Consider the following 26,941-nt stretch of genomic DNA (forward strand, 5'->3'; position numbering starts at 1 on the left):
GATTAGATTCCCATCTCTTTAAGGTAGAATTTAAGTGTTTCCAAGACGTTCGACTTCACGTTGATGAAGTTGGTGATGCCCTGCGCTTCGAGTTCGGGTGCGCAGGCGGGCGCTCCGGCAACCACGAGGATCGCCTTGCCGCAGAGCAGCTCCTTGATTTTGGGAGCGGCCTCGGCATAGTCGTCGTCGCTGGCGCAGACCACGACGATCTGGGCTTTCGACTCCAGCGCGGCTTTCACGCCCTCCTCGATCGACTTGAAGTAGGTGTTGTCGATCACCTTGATGCCGGCGCATGCGAAGAAGTTGCACGAGAACTGCGAGCGGGCGCGGGCCATGCCCAGATTGCCGCACGTCAGCATGAATGCCTTCGGCTCCTTGCCGCTGCGATCGACATGCAGGCGCATCTCCTCGAACGCCATGGCGCCGCGGTAGGGAACGAGCACGTTGCCCTCGGCCTGCTTGCGCGTAACGGACTCGGCGGTGATCTCCTTGCCGGCGACCTCCGTAAAGTTGGGATACTGGTTGGCGCCGAGCAGTATCTGGCGGCGCGTTGCGATGTTCTTGTCCTTGGCTGCAGCCGACGCTTTGATGCGCTCGGCGATGAAGCCTGCCTTGTAGGCTTCGGTGTAGCCGCCCTTCTCCTCGATTTCGAGGAAGAGCTTCCACGCCTCGGCGGCGATCGACTGCGTGAGGTTCTCGATGTAGTACGAACCGCCGGCCGGGTCTACCACCTGATCGAAGTGCGACTCGTGCTTGAGCAGCAGTTCGACGTTGCGGGCGATGCGCTTCGAGAACTCGGTCGGGTTTTCGAACGATGCGTCGAAGGGCGTAACCTCCAGCGAATATACGCCGCCGATTGCGGCCGACATGGCTTCGGTCGTGCCGCGCAGCATGTTTACATAGGGGTCGTATACGGTCTGGTTCCACTTCGACGTCTCGGCGTGGATCTGCATCTTGCAGGCGCAGTTCTTTTCGGGATTGTAGCCCTTGACGATGTTGGCCCACAGCATGCGCGCCGCACGGAATTTTGCGATCTCCATGAAGTAGTTGGAGCTTACCGAGAACGAGAAGCGCAGCTTGCGTGCGGCTTCCTCGATCGTCAGTCCTGCGTCCATCAGGCGTACGAGGTAGTCATGGCCTGCCGAAAGGACGAAGGCCAGCTCCTCGACGATGGTCGAACCGGAGTTGCCGAAGATCTGACCCGATACGGTCACCACGCGGATGTGCTTGTACTCTTTGGTCTTGCGGATCAGCTCTGCGATGCGGGCGAAGCACTTCTCGCCGTTGGGCGAGCAGAAGTCGCCTTTGGTCGAGAGGCCCTTGACCAGCGGGTCGATGCAGAACGCGATGCGGACATCCTCTTTGGCGATGCCCTCTTTTTCGATCTTCGCCAGTACGAGTTCGGCTACGTCAGCCGTTTTCTGACCGCAGAAGGTCAGCTGGACGGCCGGAATGCAGATCTCGCCAAGCAGCGTGTCGAGGTCGGCGGCGGTGAAAGCCTCCGACGCGATGCAGAAGCCGAGCGAATCGACGCCTGCGTTGAGGATCTTCAGCGCCTCGGCGTTTGCCTCCTTGGGGCATACGACGCTTACGGTCTGATGTACGCGCCAGCGGTTGTGTGCGCGTGTACCCCGTACGTAAGGGAACTCGCCTGCCTGCGAGCCCAGAAACTTGATGCCTTCGAGGTTCTCGGCGCGGTAGTAGGGACGGACGTTGAATCCTTCGCCCGTTTTCCATACCAGTTTGCGCTCGTAATCAGCACCTTTCAGGTCGGCCGTAATCACTTCCTCCCACTTCTCGGTCGGGACCGGCGGGAATTCGGTGAACAGCTTTTCACGTTTGGTATTTGCCATAACTATTTAGAGATTAGTATAAGTGTTGTTTCAAAATTGCTTGTAAAGGTACAAAATTATTAATGATTGAAACAAGAAATTGTTAATAAAATAACACTGTATAATTTCTTTTTATAATGTGGTGCATTTCGTTTACTTTCGCCAGCGGGCTGAACGGTCGATTCCGTCGGAGGTGAAATAGTTGAAATATGTTCTTTATTGCTTCTGTTTTGCGGAGAAACCAAAAATTGCGATTTTTGGGATTTCGGTGAAAAAATGAGGTATTTTTCCGGAAAATGGCGTGAAAATTCGGGCTGATTGCTGAAAAATGGCCTTGTTTTTCGGAAAATGTTGAAAAAAAATCGGTGTTTTTCGAAAAATAGCCGTTTTTGTAAAAACAACGTAACGGAAAAATAATTACATTTGCAACCAGATAACAATACATACGGCGGCGGGGGAGAAGCCTCCGGTTAGTTAGGTCGGAGAGAGCCTGCCGCGAGGCAGTTGTCCGTTGAATTTCAGGTTAGGTTTTAGTTTAGCAATTATTTCGGTTTCTCCCCTGCCCGTATGTTTTTCGGAACACTAATCCAATTCAGTTGATTATGTCATCATTACTCAGATTCAAGATGGTCGATGCGGCTATAAACCACACCGCCGTCGAGGTTAATGCCCCCGAAGGACGTCCGTCGGACTATTTCGGCAAGAAGGTGTTCGGGCGCGCCGCCATGCGCAAGTACCTGAACAAGGCGACTTACGAAGCGTTGGTCGATACGATGGAAAACGGCACGCGCCTGACGCGCGAGGTCGCCGACAGCATCGCGGCGGGCATGCGGCAGTGGGCGCTGGAGCACGGCGCGGACCACTACACGCACTGGTTCCAGCCCTTGACGGGCGGTACGGCCGAGAAGCACGACGCCTTCGCCGATCCCGACGGCTGCGGTTCGGTGCTGGAGGAGTTTTCCGGCAAGCTGCTCGTACAGCAGGAGCCGGACGCGTCGTCGTTCCCCAACGGCGGCATCCGCAATACGTTCGAGGCCCGCGGCTATTCGGCGTGGGACCCGACGTCGCCGGCGTTCATCGTCGATACGACGCTCTGCATTCCGACCGTCTTCATCGCCTATACGGGCGAGGCGCTCGATTACAAGGTGCCTCTGCTGCGTTCGATCACGGCCGTGAACAAGGCTGCGACGGAGGTGTGCCGCTACTTCGATAAGAACGTGCAGCGGGTCGTGTCGTATCTGGGCTGGGAGCAGGAGTATTTCCTTGTGGACGAAAGCCTGTGGGCCGTGCGTCCCGACCTGATGCTCACGGGCCGTACGCTCATGGGCCACGAGTCGGCCAAGAACCAGCAGCTGGAGGACCACTATTTCGGTGCGATCCCGACCCGCGTGATGGCATTCATGAAAGACCTCGAATACGAATGCCTGAAACTGGGTATTCCGGTCAAAACCCGTCATAACGAGGTGGCGCCCAATCAGTTCGAGCTGGCTCCGGTCTACGAGGAGGCTAACCTCGCCAACGACCATAACCAGTTGCTGATGACCGTGATGGACAAGATCGCCCGCCGTCACCGGTTCCGCGTCCTGCTGCACGAAAAACCCTTCAAGGGTATCAACGGTTCGGGCAAGCACAACAACTGGTCGCTGGGCACCGACACGGGCGTGAACCTGTTCGGACCGGGCAAGACCGCTTCGGAGAACCTGCAGTTCATCACCTTCCTCGTGAATGCCATCTCCGCGGTCTACAAGTTCAACGGCCTGCTGAAGGCGTCGATCATGAGCGCCACGAACGCCCACCGTCTGGGCGCCAACGAAGCGCCTCCGGCCATCATCTCGACCTTCCTCGGCACGCAGGTTTCGGCCGTACTCGACAAACTGGCCGCCAGCAAGGGCGACGACGCGATCCGTTTCGACGCCAAGAACGTCTTCAAGATGAGCGGCATCTCGCACATCCCGACGCTGCTGCTCGACAACACCGACCGCAACCGCACTTCGCCGTTCGCCTTTACGGGCAACCGCTTCGAGTTCCGCGCCGTGGGTTCGTCGGACAACTGCGCCGAAGCGATGATCGTGCTCAACACGGCGATGGCCTACGAGCTGACGGAGTTCCGCAAAAAGGTGGACGCCAAGATCGAAGCCGGCATGAAGAAGGAGAAGGCCATTTACGAGGTGCTGAAACAGATGATCAAGGCCTGCAAGGCGGTGCGTTTCGACGGCAACGGCTATTCCGACGAGTGGAAGGCCGAGGCGAAGAAGCGCGGTCTGGACTGCGAGACCTCGACGCCGCTGATTTTCGAGCGTTACCTCGACAAGGCGACCCTCGAAATGTTCGGTTCGATGGGCGTTTTCACCGATGTCGAGCTGGAGGCCCGCACCGAGGTGAAGTGGGAGACCTACACCAAGAAGATTCAGATCGAAGGCCGCGTGCTGGGCGATCTGGCGATGAACCATATCGTGCCTATCGCGTCGAAATACGAAGCCCTGCTGCTGGACAAGGTCTACAAGATGTCGCAGATTCCGGGACTGAACGCTTCGGCCGACATTGCGCTGATCAAGAAGATTCAGTATCATACGGCGGAGATTCAGCGTCTTACGGGCGAAATGATCGACGCGCGCAAGAAGGCCAACAAGATCGAGCAGATGCGCGAAAAGGCGATCGCCTACCACGATACGGTGTCGGTTTTCTTCGACGAGATCCGCCGCCATATCGACAAGCTGGAGGAGATCGTGGACGACCAGATGTGGCCGCTGCCCAAGTACCGCGAGCTGCTTTTCCTGCGCTGATGCGCTCCATAGTAAATAGTATTGACGTATTGTGCGATAATCCGGGCTTGCCGCCCGGATTATTTCTTTATCTTTGCTTCCCCGGAGGTTGCGAATAGTGTGCGGCCGCCGGATTGATTATAATAAGTATGGAGTATTTGAAGAGTTGGTTTCGCGGATTCGAGCAGGGGATTGCCGATTTGCAACCGCAGCAGCGGGAGGTGCTGTTCCGTGCGTGCGCCGTAAACTGCGTGCATGGAGGACCGTTCGGACTCTACCGCAGTCTGTTCGAGGCGGCGGAGGGGGATTTGGACCGGTTTTTTGTGAAAATAGACGAACTGGAGGGCGTTCGTGGCGAAAGCGTGTGTGCGGGACGGGAGTACAACCTCTGTTTCGAGGCTTGTTCCTGTGCCCTGCACCGTGCGGGGTGCGTGAATACGCCGATGTTGTGCGAATGTTCGCGGCAAAGCGTGCTTTACGTAATGTCCGAATTCTGGCCGGATCGGAAATTCGGGGTGGAAGTCCGCGCGTCGATCCTGCGGGGCGCGTACGAGTGCGTGCTGAATGTCCGGGTCGAATGACGGACCGGCATGCGGTCGCCGGGGCGGAAAACGGTTCTGCCGGACGCAGCTCTGGCCGGTGACGCGTCCGCTGCGGTGCCCGGTGGCGGAATCCGGCCCCGCGCCTGATATTGTGCCGGATACCGTGCCGCCGTCGCGCTTGATCTCCTGCCCGATACCGCGCTCCGGACCGTGTCCGGTGTCGCGCTGATACCGCGTCCGCTGCGGAATCGTGATTTCATAACGCGGATAACCGTTTTTTTTGCATTTATTTTTTACTTTTGTTTTCATGAAAATCATTGCCGACAGCGGATCGACCAAATGCACTTGGCTGCTCACCGACGGCGTGCATACCCGCGAGGTGCGCACGCGGGGAATCAACGCCGTGCAGCACTCGCCGGAGCAGATACGCGAGGCCCTTGCGGAACTTCCGCCCTGCGGCGCGGCCGAAGCCGTCTATTTTTACGGTGCAGGGTGCGGACATACGTTTCCCGACGCGACGGCGAAGATGGTCCGGGCGTTGGCGGACCGTTTCGGTGCGGAGCATGTCGAAGCCGAATCGGACTTGCTGGGCGCGGCGCGGGCTTTGTTCGGCCGGGGCGAAGGCGTGGCCTGCATCCTCGGCACGGGTTCCAATTCGTGCTGGTGCCGCGGCGGCGAAATCGTGGAAAACGTACCGCCGCTGGGCTACGTTCTCGGCGACGAGGGCAGCGGCGCGACGTTAGGGCGCAACCTCGTGAACGGCATCTTCAAAGGGCATATTTCCCTGCGCGGCGAGTTTCTCGCGGCGCACGGACTGACTTACGAGGAGATCATCCGCCGGGTTTACCGGGAACCTTACGCCAACCGTTTTCTGGCATCGTTCGCGCCGTTTGTCCATGCGCATCTGGACCGCCCCGATATCAGGGACATGGTCGAGAGGAGCTTCGCCGATTTCGCCGAGCGCAACCTGAGCGGTTATCCCGTCCATCTGCCCGTGGCGTGTGTGGGCGGCGTTGCGGCCGCTTTCGGGGATTTGCTGCGCGAAACGCTGACGCGCTGCGGCCGCGAGGTGGTGACGATCGTCCGCTCTCCGGCGGCCGGATTGACAGAATATCATTATGGAAAACAGAATAACCGAACAGGCTTCGGCCTATGACGATTTACAGCGGATGTCGGTGCACGACATCCTGACGGGTATCAACCGCGAAGACGCGCGCGTGCATGAAGCCGTGCGTACGACGATTCCGGTGATGGAACGTTTGGTCGAACGCATCGTCGAGCGCATGGAGTGCGGCGGGCGCATGTTTTATATCGGTGCGGGCACGAGCGGCCGGCTGGCCGTCACCGACGCTTCGGAACTGCCCCCGACCTACGGCGTGCCGTTCGACCGTGTGATCGGCCTGATCGCCGGGGGTGACGGGGCTTTGCGGCGGGCCGTGGAGCATGCCGAGGACGACATGGAAGGTGCGTGGCGCGATATGGCGCCTTACGCTCCGACCGGGAAGGATGTGCTGATCGGCATCGCTGCATCGGGAACGACGCCTTATGTGATTGGCGGCCTGCGCACGGCGCGGAGACACGGACTGCTTACCGGCTCCATAACCTGCAATCCCGCCTCGCCCGTGGCGGCCGAAGCGGAGTATGCGCTCGAAGCGGTCGTCGGTCCCGAATTCGTGACCGGCTCGACCCGCATGAAGGCGGGCACGGCCCAGAAGCTGATGCTCAACATGCTCTCGACCGCCGTGATGATCCGGCTGGGCCGCGTCGAGGGCAACCGCATGGTCAATATGCAGCTCACGAACGACAAACTCGTGGCCCGCGGCACGCGCATGGTGGCCGAAGCTTCGGGGCTGGACGAGACGCGGGCACGCGAACTGCTGCTGCGTTACGGATCGGTAAAAAAGGCATTGGAGCATGTACCGGAGTCTGAATGAATATATCGCGCGGCTGGAGCGCGAGGGTGAACTGGTCCGGATCGGGGCGCCCGTATCGCCCGTGGAGGAGATCGCCGAGATTACCGACCGCATCTCCAAGACGCCGGGCGGCGGCAAGGCGCTGCTGTTCGAAAATACCGGCACGGCGTTTCCCGTGCTGACGAATCTGTTCGGCTCCGAACGCCGCATGGCGCTGGCGCTCGGCGTCGGAACGCTCGATGAACTTTCGGAGCGTATCGACGTCCTGCTGAAGCAGGCAGCCGCGCCGCGCAATTCGCTCTCAGACAAACTGCGCGCCCTGCCGATGCTGGCCGAGATGGTGCGCTGGTTTCCCCGGACCGTGTCGGGCCGGGGCGCGTGCCAGCAGGTCGTGCTGACCGGCGCCGAGGCGGCGCTCTCCGCGCTTCCGGTCCTCAAATGCTGGCCTGCGGACGGTGGCCGCTTCGTGACCCTGCCGATGGTCAATACGGTCGATCCCGAAACGGGCGTGCGCAACGTCGGCATGTACCGCATGCAGGTCTTCGACGACCGTACGACGGGCATGCACTGGCATGTCCACAAGACCGGAGCGCGCCATTACGACGCTTACAAGCGTCTGGGCCGCCGGATGCCCGTCTCGGTCGCGCTGGGCGGCGATCCCGCCTATACCTACGCCGCGACGGCTCCGATGCCCGACAACATGGACGAATACCTGCTGGCCGGGTTCCTGCGCCGCCGTCCGGTGAAACTCGTGAAGTGCGTTACCAACGATATCTATGTTCCGGCCGACTGCGACTTCGTGATCGAGGGCTATGTCGATCCGGCCGAAGAGAAGGCGGTCGAGGGGCCTTTCGGGGACCATACGGGCTTCTATTCGCTCGAAGACCGCTATCCGCTTTTCCATGTCACGGCCCTGACCCGCCGACGCGATGCGGTTTATCCGGCTACGGTCGTCGGCATTCCGCCGCAGGAGGACGCATGGATCGCCCGCGCGACGGAGCGGATCTTTCTCTCCCCGATCCGTATGGCCCTGCAGCCCGAAGTCCGCGACCTGACGATGCCCGAAGCCGGTACGGCCCACAACGTCGCCGTCGTTTCGATCGACCGCCGTTACGAGGGGCAGGCCGTGAAAGTCGCCCAGTCGTTGTGGGGCGCGGGACAGATGATGTTCAACAAATACCTGCTCGTCGTGCCGTCGGGTACCGACGTGCGCGATTCCGATGCGCTGGCGCGGCTGTTGCGGCGGATCGACCCCGTGCGCGACCTCGTTCGCAGCGAGGGAATCCTCGATGTGCTGGACCATGCTACGGCGACGCCCGGCTTCGGCGGTAAAATTGCAATAGACGCTACCACAGCCGGAGCTGCGCTGAACCCCGCGTCTCAGTCGGAATCCGTACCGCAACTCTCTCTGCCGGAGGGCTGCCGCACCGATCTGCTCGAAAAGTGGGGCGCGGCGCTTGCCTTCGCGGAACCGGGGGCCGGGGTTCGAACCCCTGAGGGGGTGCGATATTTCGTGCTGTTCGACCCCGCGGCGGCGGAGCTGATGCCCGAAGAGCTGTTGTGGCTCGCGGCGGCCAATACCGATCCGCGGCGCGACGTGCGGACGGAGGGGGCGACGCTCGTGATCGACGCGCGAAGCAAACGGCCCGGCGAGGGCGGCAATCCGGCGCGGTTTCCCAACGTCGTGACGGCGTCGGAAGCGACCGTCGGGCTGGTCGATCGCCGCTGGACGGAGTACGGGCTGGGTGCTTTTGTGGAGTCGCCCTCGCGGCGTTACCGCCGCCTGCTGCTCTCCGGCGGTGCGCAGTGGTAGGTTCCGGCATTTGCCGGACGGTATGTAAATAGTCTCTGCATATGGGAAAGTTTTTTACAGAACGTGAGATTCGGGCCGTGGCGGTTTTTCTGCCGCTGGCCGGGTTGCTGGTCCTCGGCATCGTCCTCGTGCGTCCGAAGGCCGATCCCGCGGCGGCCCTGCGGGTCGAAGCCGAAATGGAGGAGCGGGCCGATACGGTCATCATGCAGCCCTTCGATCCGAACACCGTAGATTACGACGGCCTGCGGCGGCTGGGGCTTACGAAACACGAAGCCGTGAGCCTGCTGAAATACCGCGCCGCAGGCAAGATTTTCCGTATTCCCGAAGATGTGACGCTCTGTTACGGCATCAGCGATTCGCTCTTTTACCGGCTGGAGCCCTACATACGCATCGGGCGCAAGTATGCCATCGCTCCGCAGGAGTACCGCACGGGGCGCGTCGTCTCCGAGCCGATGCCGCCCGCGCCGTTCCGCATCGACACGGTGAGCGCGCGTTACCTGCGGGCCATCGGCGCATTGTCGAAACGGCAAGCCGAAGCCTTTGTCCGGTGGCGCGACCTGAGCGGCATTTACGACATGGAGGAGCTGCGGGCGTGCTATGTGGTGAGCGATTCGGTCGCATCGGCGCTCGAACCTTACGTCATCTTCCCCGAACGCAAAGCGGAACCGATCGACGTTCCCGTCGAGATCAACACGGCCGATTCGGCCGCGCTGAGGAGCGTGGCGGGCATCGGCGAGAAGACCGTCGTCTCGATTATCGGCTACCGCGACCGGCTCGGCGGATTCCTCCGCGCGGAGCAACTCGCAGAGGTTCCGGGAGTCACGGAACGCAATTACGAACTATATTAAAAAATGCGGAAAAAGAGTAATAATATCGGAGAATGGTTCCTACTAAGGTCTGTTGGAGACGAATCCGTCGATATACTCTTTATCGTGCGCGACAACAGCAAAAGCCTGCCTGATGAGCTTGTTTGCGACAGCGATCATAGCGAGTTTTCCCGATTTTCCGTTTTGCCTGAGCCTCGTATAGGTCTCTTTGCATTGGGCATTGAACCTACTGGCAGGCCAAGCGGCGATATAGAGAAGTCCTCTAGTGTATGCGTCTCCGTTTCGGTTGATATGCCCTTTGATGTTTACCGAAGTTCCGGACTGTTCGTAAGTGGGACAAATTCCGAGATACCGGGACACCTGCTTGGCATTTTGGAAGTAGGTAAAGCCTCCAGTAGTGATGATGAGCGCCGTGGCAAGCGTTATGCCTATCCCTTTGATGGTCGTCAGCAGCGCGAGTTGTCGGCTGAACTCCACTTCGACAAGATCCGTGAGTTCCGCCTGGAGCCTGTCACGCTTCTTTTCAAGGAACTTGATAGTTTCGTCTACGGTATGAGTTGCACCTTTGTCCGGGACAGGCAGACATGCAAGAGAGCCACGAAGGTTCGACATGGCGGTAATCTGCTTAGTAAGTTGGCGAATGACGGTTCTTTTCTGTCGGAGCCGCAGGATGGCCTCTCCCTGTACCTTGAAAGGACGCGGGTTCATCTTCTCTCCGTACAAGGTAATGAGTCGTGCATCGCTCTTATCGGTCTTGACCGTAGAGAGCAAGGCTTTGGCGAAGTTCTTTACCTTCAGCGGATTCTCCATGCTGACAGTAATTCCGGCGACATTGAGCATATACAGCAGCAAGGCGCTGTAATTCCCTGTCGCCTCCATAACACAGTGGATACTGCCGTCTTTGGGGAGAGTCCCGATAAACTGTCTGATACCAGCGGTCGTGTTGTTAAAAGTACGGATCTCCCCGCCTTTGTCGGAGGAGTAAGCTACCACGAATGTAGCCTTGCTCACGTCGATTCCAATGTACCTCATGGCCGTTCATTTTTTGGTTTTAACGACATCGCTTACATCTTGGTCCTTCATTGCGAATACGGGCTCAGACACCTTACGAACTATCCGGATTCTGATGTAAAGAGTATGGGGTCAGAACATAATTCCCGGTTTAGAAAACCAATGAGAGATCGGACTTATTCCATACTCTGATGTCTTAACTATTCAAATTTAATTAACTAATTACAAATATACAATGAGAAAATTTTGAAACAAATTTACTGCGATAGTTGTGAAATTCGGAAAATTGATATTAACTTTGCAAGCCCGAAAGAGTTGGGACGGCATCCGTACATTCCGCCGCAGACCCTTCGGAAATTACTTAAACGAAGACAGTTGAAAGGAGGTTGGAGTACCGCTGAGGAATTGATCGAAGACGACATAATGACCCGCGAGGAGGCAGCACGGCTGGTTCCCTATCTGCGGTTCGGTGCCCGAAGCGGACCTGACGACGAGTAGACGAAGCGACATTGCAAGGGGGAAAGGTATCGGAAGATATGCGCCCCGGAGGATTTTAAGTAAACGAAAGAATTAAAAACAATAAAAAAGTAGAATATTATGATTATCATGCCGGTAAAAGAGGGCGAAAACATCGAGCGCGCCCTGAAGAAGTTCAAACGTAAATACGAGCGCACGGGCGTCCTGAAGGAGCTGCGCCGCCGCCAGTACTTCACCAAGCCTTCGATCGCGAAGCGCGTGGCGAAGCAGCACGCCATTTACGTGGAGAACATGTACCGCGACGAGGACTAGTCCTCCGGTGTTCTGCACCATATACGCCCCGGCCCGAAAGGTGTGGGCTTGAAAAATGTAACGACTTGGTTTATCAGGTCGTTACATCTTTGTATAGGAGAGTAGGTAACAGAAGGCAACGGTTTATTTTTCAGCCCATTATACTGAATTTCAGTGTTTCAAATAACTACGACGAACTACAAAAACATACAGAAAAATCCAAACAGTCACCATTCATCCAAATTCTTCTAGTGCAAACCGAATTGATTTACCAATAACTATATTGGTAAATTCATCTCATTAGCTTGATTATTAATGTATTAATGCCATATTTTGTGTTTTTATCTAACAATTGACATTTTGAGCATCCAGATATGAGTTCTAACTCAAGTGTTTCATAATACGAGTCACAGTTAGATAAACGAGGTTTTTAAATCACCATCTATTCTCGCGTTCGATACATATATTCCGTCGGTGTCATATTGTATACGCTTTTGAAGCATTTTGCAAAATAAGCGGGTGAAGAGAATCCTACTATATAGGCGACTTCGCTTACATTGCGCCGTTGATCTGTTAACAGTTGAACTGCCTTCTGCAACCGGTAATTACGCAATAAATCCGATGGGGACATTCCGAAAATACTTGTGATTTTCCGATAAAGCAATATTCTCGACATTCCTAACATATCGCTCATCAGTTCGATTTTGAAATTGCTGTCGCTATGCTGCGCCTCGATCAGATTGAAGAGTTTATCCCGGAACACATCGTCCACACAAGGAAGATTGGCGGCTTCGTGCCTCGTCAGACGACCGAATTTTTGGGCGAATGTACTGGCAAGGCGCTTACGTTCTTCGATAATCCGGATAATTTTCAGACGGACATACTGCATATTGAACGGCTTGTGAATATATTCGTCAGCACCTTCTGCAATTCCGTAAATCCGTTGGTTGTCATCCGAAAGAGCCGTAAGCAGCACGATCGGAATATGACAGGTCGCTATGTTAGATTTTATGTTGCTGCACAACTGGAATCCGTTGAGCGCAGGCATCAGCACGTCGCTCAGGATAAGCGATACTTCATCATCCATCACGGCTTTAACGGCATCGTAACCGTTATTGACGGCAATAACGCGGAAGTTCGTTGAAAGTTCATCTTTAAGATAGGCGAGTATCTCAGAATCATCCTCGGCAATGACGATTGTTTCGTTATATTTCTTGGCCAATAACTCATTGACCTTATTGTCGTCGATCACCTCGTCCGCAAGATAATTCGTCGGAAGAGTTTCGTCAAAAATGACATTTTCTCCGAAATGCGATTTTCCCTTGAACAGTTCGACCCGGAAAACGGTATAAGCCCCCGGAAGACTATCCGCCGTTATGTATCCATGATGCAGTTCGACATATTCCCGTGTCAGGTGCAATCCGATCCCCGTACTGTAATTCGACGTGTTCTTGAGCGCATAAAAACGGTCGAAAATACGAGGAAGACTCTCTTTATCTATACCCTTCCCGTTATCCTCGACTTCGATCAGTACGCTCGGACCGTTATCTGTCACCGACACCAAAATCGTACCGTATTTGGGCGAATATTTGAAAGCATTTGAAAGCAGGTTGAGCAACACCTGTTCGATTTTATCGGTATCAATCCACAACTGCTGATGCGACGTGTCCGTACGAAATTTATAGACGATCTTTTCCGTTTCGGCATAAGTCTCGAAATAACTAAGTATCTCTTGTGTAAACTGCACGATATCCACCTGTTTCAGCGTAAGCATCATTTTATTATTTTCGATCTTCCGGAAATCGAGAATCTGATTCACGACATTCAGCAGATGGCGCGCGTTACGCTGAATCGTCCAGATATTACGTTGAATTTCGGGGTCCTTTTCCCGCTTGACAATGCTGTCGAGCGGATTGAGGATCAGCGTCAGCGGAGTGCGGATTTCATGGGTTATATTTGTAAAAAACTGTAATTTGTGAGCCGTTACATTCTCTATCTGGGCATGCTTATCCATCAACTCACGGGTTGCAATTTCGATTTCAGCATTTTTTGCGGTCAGGATTTCGTTGCGGCGCCGGAGACGCAGATTCAATCGGATGGCATAAATGCCCATTCCTCCCGCAACAAGGGCGATAATTATGACGGCCCACAATGAATATTTCAGATTGTCAACGCTTCGGTCATATTGTTCAAGAACCGTTTTCTGTTTGTTGATCTGTTCCTGATAACTGACTATCTGTTCCTGCTGCGCCTTGAGTGTGTAGGCATTGTGAGAATCGACGAGTGCCGATTGCAGTTGGTAGCTCTTCTCTACCCGTTTACCAAGAAGGATACGTCTGGCGATCGCCATGACCTTGTCTCCTCCCGTGGGATAGAGGAATGAGGCTTGCAGTCTGCCGTCGAGAACCGCATCTACTCCGACGAGCGCATCTATTCCGATAAATTTTATCCGCTGCGCACAGAGTGAATCGGCTGCATTGATCACATTGTAGGCAGCTAGTGCCATATCGTCGTTGTGCGCAAAAACCAGATCGATATCGTTATAGTGGCCGATCGCCGCCACGCGCTCTTTTGCCACATCGGGTTTCCAGTCGCCGGGAATGGTATGCACCGAATAGCTTTCACTCGCTTCGGCAAGGAATCCCTTATGCCGTTCCACAGCGGGTGAAGAGCTCATCAATCCGGTAATTTCGAGAATCGTAGACCCTTCGGATAATATGGTGTTGATGTAGCGTCCCACATCACGGCCGATATCGTAATTATCCGCACTGATGCAGGTCGTGTAATGGTCCGAATGTATTTTACGATCCCAGATGATTGTCGGAATTCCCATGTCGAAAGCTTCGACGGCGATCGGTGTCACCGGCTCCGATTCGTTCGGCGAGATGATGAGCAGGTCGACCTTCGCCTCAATGAATTCACGAATCTGATCGATCTGTAACTGTGTATTGTTATGCGCATTGCTGACCACAATGCTCAATTCCGGATATTTGGCCGCTTCGGCTTGCATCTGAATCATCATGATCTGACGCCATAGGTCGTTGGTACATTGGGAGAATCCGATCACATAATGACGCTTGGGCTCCGAGATCGATTCACGACGGCAGCCGTTCGTCATCATACATATGGCAAGCAGTAAAAACAGACGGATTGTGCAATGCGGCATAATACGCGAATTTATAATTATTTTATCATATTCAGGCTGAAATCATCGACGAAATAGGTTGAATTCCGGTCTGTCCAGACACCGCAGAAAACAGTGAGTTCCTGCTCCTCGCCGGAATCGAAATCCAGCGCCATTCGGGTCCAATCTCTGCCGGACAGCAGGAACAGCCTGTCTTTCAAAACACTGCCGTCGGGCCGGCGTACACCGATATACACGCCGTTCGTCAACGGGGGCAGGGACATGCGGGCGAATGCGGAAAGCCGGTATTCCTTTCCGGGCATCACTATTATTTTCTGTATGCAGATGTCGGACCAGACGGGTATATAACGGGGTGTTTCGACATACAAGGCGCAGGCAAACTCTCCCGCATGTGCCTCGGATGTCAATTCGGACTTACCGATGTCCCACATCTTCGCAGACTCTTCGAATCCGCCGTCGGCGAGCAGGTTTTCCCGGCCGTGCGGAGTGCAGGCGAACAGAATATAACTTATCAGCGGCAAAATGGTCTTGTACATAAAGTTAGGTCTTAAAAACGGATACCCGGCCGTGCATAACACGGCCGGTTCCGCCGGATGTCAGAGTTAGTTACAGTTGCGAAACGATAAAGTACATATTGTCGCCCGACGAGTAGGGATAAACGGACGGTGAGAACCAGCCTCCCTGATTAGCATTATCGAGCGCCAGCAGTTTTTCACCCGACCAGTCGCCTTCGGGAGAACCGGCATCGCGGTAGACCAGACCGCCCGTCGTCCCCGAACGGTAAATCATAATATAGCGTTTGTGAGTCGCATTATAGGCTACACACATTTCGGATGCATTGCCATAGGTGATCGCCGCCGCTGATTCTGGGTCTCCCGCCACCCAGTCGGTGCCGTCCCAATAGGTCCAGTTGGCTGCAGTTGCAATATCACCGTCGCTTTTGATGCGCGCGACGTATATCTTGGGCGTGGAACGGCCTGCGTCCGAACCGAACATGTAAAGATACTTGTCGCTCAAATAGAATGCCGCCTGCACAAAATGCCCGGCTCCGCTCCAACGGCCGCGGATCTCACGGGTCCAGCTTTTTTACCGCCGTCTGCCGATGACAACAACCCGGAAAAGTTTGCCGTCCATGCGTCGCTGTCTTCGGGATCGAGCGACTTGAACGAATAATAATGGATATACTGTTTGCCGTTGACGGTCACACCGGCCGTCGGAACACAGGCGGTTTCACCGTCTCCCGACGGTTCGAGAATAGGAACGATACCGTCGTTGCCGGGCGAAACCTGCGCGATATAGAATCCATCAGCGGGATTCATATCGTTCGACAATGCGAATGCGTTTGCGTAATGCTTACCCCCGGCCGAAACATCGGCCAGCGCCATGGAAACCGTATTGTTCGGTCCGGCCCAGATGACGGCTTTACCCGCAAACGAAATATCCGTAAACGAGGCATTCGAGACAGTGCCCGTCGTCAGGCAGGTACCCAATTTGGTCGAGGTCTGGGTGGTGCCGGTCGGAACGAGTCTGAAATCGTCCAATGCGACCCATACTCCGGGATAGCCCCATGCTCCGCAAAAGACATTACCCTGTGTATAGTCGCCGGAATTGAACTCCTTGGTGAATTCGGTCCATACGTCGGGATTCCAATCGCCGGCCTGTCCGTCATAGATCGGGCCGCCTTCCAGCCGGACGCCCGTAAAGGCGTTCATTCCGGCCCACGAAGCCTGTCCGAAGCAGGAGAAGGTGTAATCCTTGCCCTTTTTGAGTGCGATCGACTGCAAGCAGGCATCGCACCAGCTGCCGTCGTTGGGGTTTTCAAGCTTCAAAGCGACCTGACCGCCGTGTGTCTGCGTGTGTTTCGACACCAGCGAAGGCTCCTTGTACGCTCCTTCGAAATACCAGAGTGAACGGTAGTCGATTGCTTCATCGGGGAAAAGCTCGAAACCGGGCTCGGAAATCATATTGAATTCGTCCGCCGCGAACGTGGCTTTCATCAGGGTGATGTTCGAAAGCTGCGTCGGATCGGGATTAAGCTTGATGTCGTTGCCGCCCTCCTCTTTATCGTCGGCACATCCGGCAGCGAATGCGGCGGACAGCAAAAGTAACATTGCGAAATAACAGTTTTTCATGGTTTTTGTTTTTTAGTTGTAGGTTATTCTGTTTTTACGGGTTTCAGGCAAATATCGTCCACGGTGAGCGTCATTTCGGGAGCGCCCCAAACTCCGAAAAAGACATCGGCACTTACAGCCTGACCGGCATTGAATTCACAACCGAAGCGTGTCCATTCGCCGGCTTGGGCTGTGCCCGTTATGTCATGGATTGTTCCGTCGGTCAATCGGACTCCGACATAGGCACCCTCAGGAAGCACCTCTTCGGATTTCACCCAGCACTCGATCGAGTAATCGGCATTCTGCTGCAAGGATACCGTCTGAGTGCATACGTCCTGCCACTGGCCGGAATTCGTATTCGAGAAACGGCAGGCGATCTTGCCGCTGTGCGCATCGCGCGAAGTGAGGGCCGCCGCATTCACATGCCACATCGTCTTGTAGCTCAACGCCTGAGTCGGGTGCTCCTCGAAACCTCCTTCTGCAAGCAGATTGATCCCCGCCTGATCCCAGTTGAGGTCGGCACGCATCAGGAAAACGTTCCATGTAGGCACGGCATGAGAGATGACAAACCACAATTCGTCGTCTTCGTTGAACCACGGGTGAATATAGGGAGCATAAAGCGCATTGCCATCCTCATACATGATGATCTTCTCGCCCGACCAATCTCCTTCGGGAGAGGGTGCGTCCCGGTAAACGACGGCCCGCTGATTGACTGACAGATACATCATCATATACCGTTTGTAACGGCTGTTGTATGCAACGGTCATTTCAGACGCCGTTCCCCGTGCGACTGGCTCCGCCGCCTGTTCGTTGCGCTCCCAGCCGCCGCCGGTCCAGTATTCGTAGGCCGATTTGTCGAGAAGCTTCGTTTCGCTGACACGCGCCAGATAGACGTTGCCGTAACGTCCCGAATGTGTGCCGTACATATATATCAACCCGTTTTCCTTCAGATAGGCGACCTGCGTGAAGTTGCTGTCGGCATTCCATTTGACGCCCGAACGGGTCCATGCTGTCCCATAATTATCCGAGTAAACGATTTCGCTGTAATTCACCGACCAGTAATCGTTATCACCCGTAGGAGTCCAGTCATGGATACTCATGTAGTTCAGGTACTGACGGGTGCCGACCGCAATGCCGCCCGTAGGAATGCAGGTCACTTCGTATTCCGAACCATCGGGATATTGCCCGGTTTTGGCCCGCGAGACGACGATCTCCTTTACGGCATTGCCATCCATCAGCATTCCCGAATAATAAAGCCCGTCCGTCAAGTCACGATCCGAAGAGAGTGCGATGGCGTTCGATTTCCAGTTGCCGCCTCCGTAGTCGAAATTATCGCCGAATGCGCACATGACCGTCCCGTTGCCGGCATCCCACATATTGTTGTAATCGGTACGGCCGATATTGAACCGGGCGTCCGTTCGGTTGGGATTGGGAATCGTTTCTCCGCTTTCCGAACGTCCGGTGACGCGCGCCACGAGCGTTATGTTATCCGGCAGCAGCGTCCCTGTTTCGAGAGGTTCCGGTCCCGGCGGTTCCGGATCGGGAATCTCCGTATCGGATGCCGACGAGCAACCCGGCAGCAGAAATATGGCGGCAATCAGGAACAACATGCTTCTGATCCCGGATACGGGCCGCCTGTCTGTTTTAATAAGAATATCCATCATTTTGACGAAGGTTAATGTTGGAAAGCAGTTCGGAAGAGGGTATCGGATACAATTCGAGATATTTCTTCTGCTTGGGCGTGTGGAATGTCCAGCTTCCGTTTACATAGAGATTCCACCGGATCAGCTGCTCGCGCCGCATTCCTTCGCCCGTGAACTCGCGTCCGAGCTCTTTCAGGAATTCGCCGTAAGGCACGGATACGCCGTCAACGACTGTCAAGGCGGACAACTGCTCGGCCGTCAGCTTACGCACGGATCGGGGCAGAGACGGATCGAAACTGCGTCTGCGCACCTCGTTCACGATGTCAGCGGCTCCCTGTGCATCCCCGTCACGAAGCATACATTCGGCTTTCATCATCAGGGTCTCCCCGAAGCGGAACACGACCCAGTCCTGATCGGTCTCCCATTTCTGGCCGATTTTGACCTCGTACTTTCCGAAGCGGTAGCCGTCGAATTCACGGGCGGCGTCGATCGAGGCGATTTCGTTGACATAATTGAAGGGTGTCACACCGTCAGTAAAATAGAGCGGCTGCTTGGTGAGGTAGTCGTACTGTTGCCCCATGCAGTAACTCTGCCTGTAACGTTTGTCATTGTAATGATCGGGATCGGTGGCATCGAACGTCTCTTTTACGTACGAAGGCACGGCACGCAGTCCATTGTAACCGCCCGAACCCGCGTTGTAGATCGGTTTGCAGGCCCAGTGCTGGGTTTTGGCATAGATGCAGTGGAAAATCGGCGATCCCGTCGTTTCATCATACGGCACCGCAAAAATGATTTCGGGCGACGTTTCGCTTTGCAGACTGAAAATATTGGAAAAGCTGTCGTCGAGCTGGTATTTCGCAGACCCGATTATCTCGTTGCAAAGGATGAGCGTACTGTCGCGCTTGGCGGCATATTCGCTGCCGAGCCACGATTCGGCATTCAGATATACCTTTGCCAGCAGATGCTTGGCTGCCCACTTGTTAAAACGACTGTACCGCTGTTCTTCGGGCAGTTTGTCCATGCTCTCGCGCAGTTCCCGCACGACGAAATCATACACCTCTTTCCGGTCGCGCGTCGTCGGCATATAATCTTTCGGCACGTCGTAGGTCTCCATGATCGGCACATTCCCGAAAAGAGACAGCAGGTAATAATAATAGAATGCACGCACGGCACGAACCTCCGCCAGCGTTTGCTCGTCGAGCTCCAGCCCGGCCTCTTCGAACTGATGCAGCACCCGGTTGCAGCAGGTCGTAATGCCATACCACAAGTGGCTCCAACAAGTACTGAAATGGGGGTCGGTCGATTTCCATTCGTGATTGTCCAGCCGCAGCCAGATACCGCCGTCATACCAGCCTCCGTCCGAATTGGTCGGAATGACCCATGCATCGGTTCCGAGCTCGGTCAGGTCCCAGATGCTGCGGTCCTCGTTGAACCAGCGCATCTGCCCGTACATGGGTGTCAGCAGGTAGGCCGAGCTCTGTTCACTGTCCTCCAGAATCTTGTCGATTGTCATATCGCTGTAAATATCCGGATCGAGATTCGTGCATGAAGCCAGCAGAAGTGCGCATGCGCCGAACAGATGTATTGTTTTTCGTTTCATGGTTTTGATCATTAGAAGTTGAACGATGCACCGACGATGTACGAACGCAGGTTAGGGTATTTGTTGATCGGGTCCACGCCGGGTGTGAGGCCGACGATCGCCACTTCGGGGTCCAGCCCAGAATAGCCGCTGATCGTAAGCAGGTTCATGCCCGTACAGAAGACCCGGATACTGCGTATCACCTTGTTGCGTTGTGAAAGATCGAATGTGTAGCCGATGGTCAGATTGTCGAGTTTGACGTAATCGCCCGGTTCGATATAACGGTCCGAATAGATCGACGGCGCGAAATTGTAATATTCGCCGATCTTCTGATAAGCTGATTTCGGCACGTTGAAACTCGACAGCCAAGCGAGTGTTTCATACTTCATCCGGTAGGCGTTCAGAATATCGAAGCCGAAAGCTCCGCGAAAGGATACCGACACGTCAAGCCCCTTCCAGCGATAACTGGCCTGCAAAGCGGCGAACATTTTGGGCATCCCGTTACCGATAATAGTCTTATTATCTTCACTGGGGTCCGAATTTTCGGCTCCGACAACATTCCAAGTCGTGCTGTTTTTCAGTCCATCGACACGCCATCCGTAGAAGTTGCCGACTGCTCAGCCATCTTCGAGCCGGTGCGTGTAAGTTTGCATGGGTTCTCCGGTCGAGCCGAGTGTCAGATATTCCATTGTATACCTGTCGTTGGAGAGCGAAATCAGTTTGTTTTTGTTGTAGGAGAAGTTTCCGCTGAGGGTCAATGCCATGTCTTTGCGGGAGATCAGGTCGCCTGAAAGCATCACCTCGACACCTTGGTTGCGCATCGAACCCACGTTGGCCAGAATCGAATTGGTAATATTGGGCGGTGTCGGAACCGTGTAGGTGTAGAGCAGGTCATCGGTGCGCCGGTTGTAAAAATCGATACTGCCCCGGAACCGACTGTTGAAAAGAGCGAAATCCAGTCCGACGTTAAGTTCCTTTTTGCGCTCCCATTTCAGATCGTCGTTGGCATTGTTCGTCGGCACGATACCATTCACCCATTTACCTCCGTCATACCCCATGTATGCCGTACTGAAATTGTATAGCGGGACATATTGGTAGGGCGATGAGGGAGCGGTGCCGGTTATGCCGTATCCGACCCGTAATTTGAGATCGGAAACCCAATATGCATCCCGCATGAACTTTTCCTGTGTAATCCGCCAGCCGGCACTTACGGCCGGAAAAGTACCCCAACGGTTGTTCTTTCCGAACTTATCGCTTCCCTCATGGCGCAGGCTGGCCATAAAAAGGTATTTATTGTCGAAATTATAGTTCACTCGGCCGTAGAAACCGATCAGCTTGATCCGGTACTTATAGCTGGTCAGCTTCGAGGTGCCATCGAGCGTCGAATTCGCCGAACCGATATTCCATGCGCCGAATCCGTCAATTGGGAAATCGTAGGCATACATTTCGGAAGATTGGTGGATATAGTCATTGTAACTGTATCCGACGGTTGCCTGCAGCGTATGGCGGCCGAATTTGCGCGAATAGTCGGCCTGTAATTCGAGTGTCTTGTCCTCGCCGTGGCCCCCGGAGAGTCGCGCCTGTCCCTGCGTGCTGCCCATCGTCGATGAATAATGCTTTTGGGTCGTGCTGTAAGCGTAATCGTTGAAGTCGCCCATGTAGATACCCGTTGCACTGATCGTCAGGTCCTTGACCGGTTCGACCGAAATCCGTCCCGACATCATCAGCTGGTCGTACTTGTTTTCGGTGTTCTGTTCTTTCAGTAAGCCTACCGGGTTGGCACCGTTGCTGTTTTCATAATAGGAGCCGTCGGCGTTGTAGACCGGGATGGTCGGGTTCCGGCTGAGCGCCTGCATATAGAGATCGTCCGGAACGATACCCTGCGTTACGATTTTATTGCTGACATTCAGGGCGATCTTGAACCGGTCGTCGAACATTGCGTGGTTGATGCTGAGTTTGGCGGTCAACGACTCGTCGAAAGAGCCCTTGTAGATACCTTGTTTGTCGTTGTAGGTTACCGAAGCGAGGTAATTCGTCCGGGCATTTCCGCCTTGCAGCGAAACATAGTGCGTCTGACTGACGGGCGTGCGGGTAATCTCCCGGACCCAGTCCGTGTCGCCCTTGAAATCGTTGATCAGGTCGAAGCGGGAATCCTCTTTCGCAAGCCGGGATTTCAGACTGCGGAGTTCCGTGGCATCCGGATAGTCGGAGGTCTCATCGAGCATTTGGTCGATGGTGACATAGCCTTTGTATTCCAACGCGACTCGTCCCGACTGCGGCCGTTTGGTATTGATGATAATCACGCCGTTCGTTCCGCGCGTACCGTAGATGGCAGCGGCCGAACCATCCTTCAAGACATCGATGGATTCAATGTCTTCCGGTGAAATGGCGTTGAGGGACCCTCCGGCCACCCCGTCGATCACGATAAGCGGAGCCGAAGAGGCTGCCAGCGTCGAAATACCGCGCAACATGATGCTCAGCTCGCCGCTGGGATTGCCCGATGTTTTGGAAATACCCAGACCGGCGACTTTTCCCTGAAGCAGTTGAAGCGGATTGCTGACGCTTCCTTGTAAAAATTCATCGGATGACACTCGGGTGATTGAACTGGTGATCTCCTCTTTGCGGATCGTGCCGTAACCGATCGCAATCACTTCCTCAAGGCCGATGGCATCGGCTTCGAGTGCGAAGTTCACCTCTGTCCGGCCATTTACAGCGGCTTCTGCACTCTTCATGCCGATAAAGGAACACACGAGCGTTGCATTTCCGTCCTTTACGTTCAGCGAGTAACTGCCGTCGCTGCCGGTCGAGGTCCCGGTCGTAGTTCCCTTGACGATGACCGATGCCCCGGCAATTCCGTTTCCGGTCTGATCGGTCACTTTTCCGGAAATGCCGTGACTCGTTTGAGCAGATGCCGGCATGCCGTACAGCAGCATCAGAGCCATGCATAACATGAAATAGAGTTGTTTCATAATTGATGGTATTTAGGTTAATTTTTCTCCGTTGCCGCAGACGCTGCCGTCCCGTACCAGAAAGCAGCTGCCCGGTAATCGACCGCACCGGGATTCCAGCTCAGCATTTCCAAGTCAAATTGCAACCGTTGCCCGAAAGGTATTACATCCAGATTGCGGGTTCGGACAAAGGTATTGTATCCGTGCGACGATGCTTCATCGGCCCGGGGAGCGCCGCCGAACGGCGTTGCGAACGGCACCACAGGCGCCCAAGAACAGTTGTAATAGTCCTCTGTCCCGGTACCCATGAACGACGGGAACGTATCGTTATCGATCCATATCTTTTCATCGCCCTCACCATACCAGTCCGGGCAGTGGTTGTAAAGCGACAACACATCGCCGCAATAGACCCCGCGACCGGTTATGGTCGTAAAATTCCAGTCGAGATTGTCCGGCGAGTTATAATCATTGTTGACTGGAATACTTGTTTCATCGTGGTAAGTTGCATGGAAATAGAGTGTCTGTGCCGTCCAGTCGAAATCATCGACATAACCCGTGATTACGGCTGTAAAGGGAATATCGGTCCTTTTTTCGAGACGCAGGTCCGCATGTTCCGCATAAGGCATCACCCAACGGCTCGTAAAGGTGCCTTTGCCGTCGGACGAGACGTACCAGTTCGATGAAGCCGGTGCACCGGTGCCGGCTCCGAAGAAACAGTCGAGGGGACACCATACGCAGCGTATACCGTCGAAATCGATACGCAGCCAAGTCCGCTGCATGATCTCGACAAGATCTGCCGGATCAAATTCCGAGAGCGTTATGGTCAACGACCGGATCGCTTTGTTTCCGTCGGGCAAGTGCAGCGACGTGGCGCCGTTCGACATCGGGGTGACGGTCCGGGTACACTCCGTTCCGTCGGTATACGTTTCGGGCGAAAACAATTTACGGTTTACCGCGGCGATCTTATCCGTGAGCTTGCGCACTTCTCTCAACGAGAAGGTCCGAACATTCGTTCCGTTGTCATAGGTTCTGTATCCGACATGATAATAACGGGGGATTTTGACCGTGTAATCGGACTCTTCGAGTGTGATGCGGCAGGATCGGGCATAAGGCAGGGGCAGAAAGAAGGTGTTGCCACCGGTTTTGGAGAGTTCATCTTCATAATGCGTATGTGTCAATGAGAGGGCCTCGCCTACAGTCACCGGGAAGCGTGCCATATCATAGGCTGGAATCTCGATTTCAGGCGTACTTGCTCCGTCGAAATAGAACCGCAGCGTTCCCCGTTTATCGTTGGTTGTCATCCAGATGCGCGTTATGGCTCCGGGGCCCTTTTCATCGAAGAGCACCTTTTCGACACGGCCGCGAATCGTGTCGAGCCGTTCGAATCCGGCTCCGTCGTCGTTGGCGAACCAGCCGGGTTCATGAGGGTCAACGGTACGGCGGTCGTAACTGCTGACCTGCGCCGCACGGTAATTCACGGCCGGATAACCGGTCACTGCGTCGTATGAAATCATTTCATCCAACAGTGACGCCATCGTCACCTGTGAAGCGGCGTCCGAGGGACTGCCGTGCGTTCCGCAGCCTATGGTGCAGAGCGCCATTAAGATCGTAGTCAGTCGTTTCATGGTAAACTTGGGTTTTAAGGTCAGATTATTTTCGAGGCGGAGGCCATGCGCCTGCGCAGGTACAGACATAAGCCGCGGTTTCAACGGCAGTCCGGTGCGCCTCTGCGATCGTCCGGCCCGAAAGCAAGGCTCCGATCAGGGTTCCGGAGAAGGCATCGCCAGCGCCTACGGTATCGACGACTTCCACCCGGGGTGTCGGCAGCGTAGATATACACTCGCGGGTATAAATGGAGCTGAAACGATCCCCGCCGGTAAGTACGACCATGCGAAGTGCATATTGTTCCGCCAATTGGCGGCACGCAGCATCCGTATCCTCCGGAAGCGCAAACATCTCCTGCAACCGGACGAGTTCGTCATCGTTTATTTTCAGCACGTTCGCGATGCGGAGCGACCGGTCGATCAACTCTTTCGAATAGAAATGCTGACGCAGGTTGATATCATAGATGCGATAAGCGTCGGCCGGTACAGTTTCGACCATGGCGCATGTGGTCCGGTGCGAAACTTCGCCGCGCTGTGCCAGCGTGCCGAAGCAGATGGCGCCGGCTCGGCGCGCCAAAGACAGCATCTCTTCCGTGAGCGGAATATAATCCCATGCGACATGTTCGTGGATCGTGTAGGTAGGCTGGCCGTCGCAGAGCGACACATCGACAGTGCCGGTCGGCTTATCCACCGTAGCAACGAGTGTACGGATACCGTAACTGGCGGTAACTGCCAGCAGATCGCGTCCGGCATCGTCATTGCCGACAGCGCTGACAGCCCAGCCTTCGACACCGTTCTGCGAGGCATGATAGGCAAAATTCACGGGAGCTCCTCCGGCTTTGCGGCCAGTAGGCAAAATATCCCACAGAAATTCGCCGATGCCGATAACAAGGGGTTTAGAATACATCTTACTCTTTTTTTAGCAGTTGTTTTTCAATCTCTTCAAGCGAACGCCCTTTGGTTTCGGGAATCCAGATGTAGATAAACAGCCATGCAGCAAGGCAAAGGACTCCGAATCCGGCAAAAACGATTGCCGCACCGAAACTCTCCAGCATTATGGGGAAGAACTGCACGACCAGAAATGCGCAGGCCCAGCTGATCCCCGTTGAAAGCGCCATGGCCGTACCCCGGATCGCCGAGGGATATATTTCGGCTGTAACGACGAACATAAGCGGGGAAAGCGACACAGCAAAGAAAGCGATGTAAACAAGCAGGGCGATCAGAATCCCGATACTGCCGGGCAGCGGCTGGGCAAAGGCATAGGTCAGGTACGCTAGTGACACGACCAATCCGGCACATCCCCACAAAAGCAGTTTCTTGCGGCCCAGACGGTCCACTAGCCATACGGCGACAATCGTGAACAGAAAGTTCACTATTCCGACATAAATGGCCTGCATAAGTGCCGTATCTCCGCCGATACCGGTCTGCCGCAATATTTCAGGGGCGTAATTGATGATAACGTTAATTCCGGTGATTTGCTGGAATACGGCGAGCAACGAGCCCAACAGGACGATGTGTGTCGTCGATCCGCGGAATAACTCGGATAATTTGGGCCCGCCCTTCTGCGAAGATTTCGGTGTTTCAAGCATAACTGCCGCATCTTCGGAAGAAATTCCCATGCGGGCGATGGCTTTTCGGGCAACCTCATATTCCCCCTGTTTAATCAGCCAACGCGGACTTTCGGGCAGAAACAACAGCATCAGTAGATTGCCCGCAGCGAACAACAACGGCAATCCTAGCATCCAACGCCAGTTGTTTCCCCACGAAATCATCCCAAAATCGGCGCAATAAGCAGCAAGAATGCCGATAACGATGAATAACTGGTAAAACGAAACGAATGTTCCGCGCCATTTGGCAGGAGATATTTCGGATATATAAATAGGTATTACAGCCGAGAGGACACCCATACCGCAGCCGCCTAGGAAACGGGCTGCAATCAGCCATGCGGCATTGCTTGCCATGGCACATCCGACGGCCGACAGTATCAACATGACGGCAGATATGATCATCATGTTTCTGCGGCCGTATTTATCGCTGTAACGCCCTCCCAGCAATGCTCCTATCAGGCAGCCAATCATAATGGCGCTTGTCACGAGTCCCATGGCCATGGCCGAAAGCCCGAACTCGGCGGTAATGAATTCGAGCGCCCCGGAAATTCCTCCCAAATTAAGCCCGACTACGAATGCCCCGAACGAGGCGGCAAAGACATACCCGAATAGTAGTAACTTGTTTTTCATATCAGATTAGTTGATTTATTTGGTATAACAAAAATAGTCTGTTGTGTGTAACGTTTCGATAACGATTGTTACAGATGTGATAAGCCTTGTTACAAATCGATCTAATTCGATTTGCGTGTTTGTAGTCTGGTTACAAATCCGCAATATGGATAAGAGCGGTCGTATTCATGCAAATCTTTGCGTAGCGACACGACATGCAAATGGTC

The 26,941-nt window shown here is 54.7% G+C and carries 21 protein-coding genes; 8 read left to right on the forward strand and 13 right to left on the reverse strand.

Annotated elements, in window-relative coordinates:
- Window positions 1–2 precede the first annotated feature (2 nt).
- Window positions 3–1,853, reverse strand: a complete 1,851-nt coding sequence (locus ALFI_RS11680) for a methylmalonyl-CoA mutase family protein (RefSeq protein WP_009596057.1) — start codon at window positions 1,851–1,853, stop codon at window positions 3–5.
- A gap of 605 nt (window positions 1,854–2,458) precedes the next feature.
- On the opposite strand from ALFI_RS11680, the gene ALFI_RS11685 reads away from it, so the two are divergent.
- From ALFI_RS11685 to ALFI_RS11710, 6 genes are all read left to right on the forward strand, one after another.
- Entirely contained in the window at window positions 2,459–4,615 is a 2,157-nt protein-coding gene (locus ALFI_RS11685; protein ID WP_014775974.1) for a glutamine synthetase III family protein, read from the forward strand.
- 128 nt (window positions 4,616–4,743) lie between these two features.
- Window positions 4,744–5,175 carry a hypothetical protein gene (locus tag ALFI_RS11690; protein ID WP_042493645.1) on the forward strand — a complete coding sequence of 144 codons (432 nt, stop codon included), beginning with the start codon at window positions 4,744–4,746 and terminating at the stop codon, window positions 5,173–5,175.
- 268 nt (window positions 5,176–5,443) lie between these two features.
- Entirely contained in the window at window positions 5,444–6,292 is an 849-nt protein-coding gene (locus ALFI_RS11695) for an ATPase (protein WP_014775976.1), read from the forward strand.
- The gene (locus ALFI_RS11700; RefSeq protein WP_014775977.1) at window positions 6,255–7,070 is read left to right on the forward strand and encodes an N-acetylmuramic acid 6-phosphate etherase; all 816 of its coding nucleotides are present in this window, start codon (window positions 6,255–6,257) and stop codon (window positions 7,068–7,070) included. The genes ALFI_RS11695 and ALFI_RS11700 overlap by 38 nt, the downstream gene beginning before the upstream one ends.
- Window positions 7,051–8,862 (forward strand): menaquinone biosynthesis decarboxylase, encoded by a 1,812-nt coding sequence (locus ALFI_RS11705; protein ID WP_014775978.1) that lies wholly within the window; start codon window positions 7,051–7,053, stop codon window positions 8,860–8,862. The genes ALFI_RS11700 and ALFI_RS11705 overlap by 20 nt, the downstream gene beginning before the upstream one ends.
- 41 nt (window positions 8,863–8,903) lie before the next feature.
- Window positions 8,904–9,710, forward strand: coding sequence for a ComEA family DNA-binding protein (locus tag ALFI_RS11710; RefSeq protein WP_014775979.1), 807 nt, complete (start codon window positions 8,904–8,906; stop codon window positions 9,708–9,710).
- Between the two features lie 42 nt (window positions 9,711–9,752).
- Here ALFI_RS11710 and ALFI_RS11715 read toward each other — a convergent pair whose 3' ends face one another.
- Window positions 9,753–10,721, reverse strand: a complete 969-nt coding sequence (locus tag ALFI_RS11715; protein ID WP_014774638.1) for an IS110 family RNA-guided transposase — start codon at window positions 10,719–10,721, stop codon at window positions 9,753–9,755.
- 294 nt (window positions 10,722–11,015) lie between these two features.
- On the opposite strand from ALFI_RS11715, the gene ALFI_RS11720 reads away from it, so the two are divergent.
- A complete protein-coding gene (locus ALFI_RS11720; protein WP_244265034.1) occupies window positions 11,016–11,198 on the forward strand; it encodes a ComEA family DNA-binding protein in 183 nt (60 codons plus the stop codon).
- 99 nt (window positions 11,199–11,297) lie between these two features.
- A complete protein-coding gene (rpsU, locus tag ALFI_RS11725; RefSeq protein WP_009596091.1) occupies window positions 11,298–11,489 on the forward strand; it encodes a 30S ribosomal protein S21 in 192 nt (63 codons plus the stop codon).
- 421 nt (window positions 11,490–11,910) lie between these two features.
- Here the strand turns inward: rpsU and ALFI_RS11735 are convergent, their stop codons facing one another.
- The 11 genes from ALFI_RS11735 to ALFI_RS11780 form a co-directional block, all read right to left on the reverse strand.
- Window positions 11,911–14,589 (reverse strand): hybrid sensor histidine kinase/response regulator transcription factor, encoded by a 2,679-nt coding sequence (locus ALFI_RS11735; protein WP_244264973.1) that lies wholly within the window; start codon window positions 14,587–14,589, stop codon window positions 11,911–11,913.
- Between the two features lie 62 nt (window positions 14,590–14,651).
- Window positions 14,652–15,149 (reverse strand): carbohydrate binding domain-containing protein, encoded by a 498-nt coding sequence (locus ALFI_RS11740; protein WP_009596055.1) that lies wholly within the window; start codon window positions 15,147–15,149, stop codon window positions 14,652–14,654.
- Window positions 15,150–15,219: 70 nt separating this feature from the next.
- Window positions 15,220–15,609, reverse strand: coding sequence for a DUF4185 domain-containing protein (locus ALFI_RS17630; RefSeq protein ID WP_042493653.1), 390 nt, complete (start codon window positions 15,607–15,609; stop codon window positions 15,220–15,222).
- A 17-nt stretch (window positions 15,610–15,626) separates the two neighbouring features.
- Window positions 15,627–16,724 carry a DUF4185 domain-containing protein gene (locus tag ALFI_RS17635; RefSeq protein WP_167537972.1) on the reverse strand — a complete coding sequence of 366 codons (1,098 nt, stop codon included), beginning with the start codon at window positions 16,722–16,724 and terminating at the stop codon, window positions 15,627–15,629.
- A 44-nt stretch (window positions 16,725–16,768) separates the two neighbouring features.
- A complete protein-coding gene (locus tag ALFI_RS11755) occupies window positions 16,769–18,334 on the reverse strand; it encodes a DUF4185 domain-containing protein (RefSeq protein WP_139022425.1) in 1,566 nt (521 codons plus the stop codon).
- A 34-nt stretch (window positions 18,335–18,368) separates the two neighbouring features.
- On the reverse strand, window positions 18,369–19,967 hold the full coding sequence (locus ALFI_RS11760; RefSeq protein ID WP_014775982.1) for a RagB/SusD family nutrient uptake outer membrane protein: 1,599 nt from the start codon (window positions 19,965–19,967) through the stop codon (window positions 18,369–18,371).
- Between the two features lie 11 nt (window positions 19,968–19,978).
- On the reverse strand, window positions 19,979–20,443 hold the full coding sequence (locus tag ALFI_RS17485) for a hypothetical protein (protein ID WP_244264974.1): 465 nt from the start codon (window positions 20,441–20,443) through the stop codon (window positions 19,979–19,981).
- A gap of 120 nt (window positions 20,444–20,563) precedes the next feature.
- The gene (locus tag ALFI_RS11765; protein WP_244264975.1) at window positions 20,564–22,915 is read right to left on the reverse strand and encodes a SusC/RagA family TonB-linked outer membrane protein; all 2,352 of its coding nucleotides are present in this window, start codon (window positions 22,913–22,915) and stop codon (window positions 20,564–20,566) included.
- A gap of 17 nt (window positions 22,916–22,932) precedes the next feature.
- Window positions 22,933–24,519 (reverse strand): glycoside hydrolase family 172 protein, encoded by a 1,587-nt coding sequence (locus tag ALFI_RS11770; RefSeq protein ID WP_014775983.1) that lies wholly within the window; start codon window positions 24,517–24,519, stop codon window positions 22,933–22,935.
- Between the two features lie 25 nt (window positions 24,520–24,544).
- On the reverse strand, window positions 24,545–25,405 hold the full coding sequence (locus tag ALFI_RS11775) for a carbohydrate kinase family protein (protein WP_014775984.1): 861 nt from the start codon (window positions 25,403–25,405) through the stop codon (window positions 24,545–24,547).
- Between the two features lies 1 nt (window position 25,406).
- Entirely contained in the window at window positions 25,407–26,735 is a 1,329-nt protein-coding gene (locus tag ALFI_RS11780; protein WP_014775985.1) for a sugar porter family MFS transporter, read from the reverse strand.
- Between the last annotated feature and the right edge of the window lie 206 nt (window positions 26,736–26,941).

The organism is Alistipes finegoldii DSM 17242, from assembly GCF_000265365.1.
Taxonomy (GTDB): Bacteria; Bacteroidota; Bacteroidia; order Bacteroidales; family Rikenellaceae; genus Alistipes; species Alistipes finegoldii.

Bases quoted from the DNA above. Each gene is read 5' to 3' on its own strand.
- ALFI_RS11690 (WP_042493645.1), top strand. From the start codon at position 4,744: ATGGAGTATTTGAAGAGTTGGTTTCGCGGATTCGAGCAGGGGATTGCC.
- ALFI_RS11740 (WP_009596055.1), bottom strand. From the start codon at position 15,149: ATGTACAAGACCATTTTGCCGCTGATAAGTTATATTCTGTTCGCCTGC.
- ALFI_RS11775 (WP_014775984.1), bottom strand. From the start codon at position 25,405: ATGTATTCTAAACCCCTTGTTATCGGCATCGGCGAATTTCTGTGGGAT.
- ALFI_RS11755 (WP_139022425.1), bottom strand. From the start codon at position 18,334: ATGTTGTTCCTGATTGCCGCCATATTTCTGCTGCCGGGTTGCTCGTCG.
- ALFI_RS11735 (WP_244264973.1), bottom strand. From the start codon at position 14,589: ATGATGACGAACGGCTGCCGTCGTGAATCGATCTCGGAGCCCAAGCGT.
- ALFI_RS17485 (WP_244264974.1), bottom strand. From the start codon at position 20,443: ATGCCCAAAATGTTCGCCGCTTTGCAGGCCAGTTATCGCTGGAAGGGG.
- ALFI_RS11710 (WP_014775979.1), top strand. From the start codon at position 8,904: ATGGGAAAGTTTTTTACAGAACGTGAGATTCGGGCCGTGGCGGTTTTT.
- ALFI_RS11765 (WP_244264975.1), bottom strand. From the start codon at position 22,915: ATGAAACAACTCTATTTCATGTTATGCATGGCTCTGATGCTGCTGTAC.
- ALFI_RS11760 (WP_014775982.1), bottom strand. From the start codon at position 19,967: ATGAAACGAAAAACAATACATCTGTTCGGCGCATGCGCACTTCTGCTG.
- ALFI_RS11680 (WP_009596057.1), bottom strand. From the start codon at position 1,853: ATGGCAAATACCAAACGTGAAAAGCTGTTCACCGAATTCCCGCCGGTC.
- ALFI_RS11695 (WP_014775976.1), top strand. From the start codon at position 5,444: ATGAAAATCATTGCCGACAGCGGATCGACCAAATGCACTTGGCTGCTC.
- ALFI_RS17630 (WP_042493653.1), bottom strand. From the start codon at position 15,609: ATGTTCGGTTCGGACGCAGGCCGTTCCACGCCCAAGATATACGTCGCG.
- ALFI_RS11700 (WP_014775977.1), top strand. From the start codon at position 6,255: ATGGAAAACAGAATAACCGAACAGGCTTCGGCCTATGACGATTTACAG.
- ALFI_RS11685 (WP_014775974.1), top strand. From the start codon at position 2,459: ATGGTCGATGCGGCTATAAACCACACCGCCGTCGAGGTTAATGCCCCC.
- ALFI_RS11780 (WP_014775985.1), bottom strand. From the start codon at position 26,735: ATGAAAAACAAGTTACTACTATTCGGGTATGTCTTTGCCGCCTCGTTC.
- ALFI_RS11770 (WP_014775983.1), bottom strand. From the start codon at position 24,519: ATGAAACGACTGACTACGATCTTAATGGCGCTCTGCACCATAGGCTGC.
- rpsU (WP_009596091.1), top strand. From the start codon at position 11,298: ATGATTATCATGCCGGTAAAAGAGGGCGAAAACATCGAGCGCGCCCTG.
- ALFI_RS17635 (WP_167537972.1), bottom strand. From the start codon at position 16,724: ATGTTACTTTTGCTGTCCGCCGCATTCGCTGCCGGATGTGCCGACGAT.
- ALFI_RS11705 (WP_014775978.1), top strand. From the start codon at position 7,051: ATGTACCGGAGTCTGAATGAATATATCGCGCGGCTGGAGCGCGAGGGT.
- ALFI_RS11715 (WP_014774638.1), bottom strand. From the start codon at position 10,721: ATGAGGTACATTGGAATCGACGTGAGCAAGGCTACATTCGTGGTAGCT.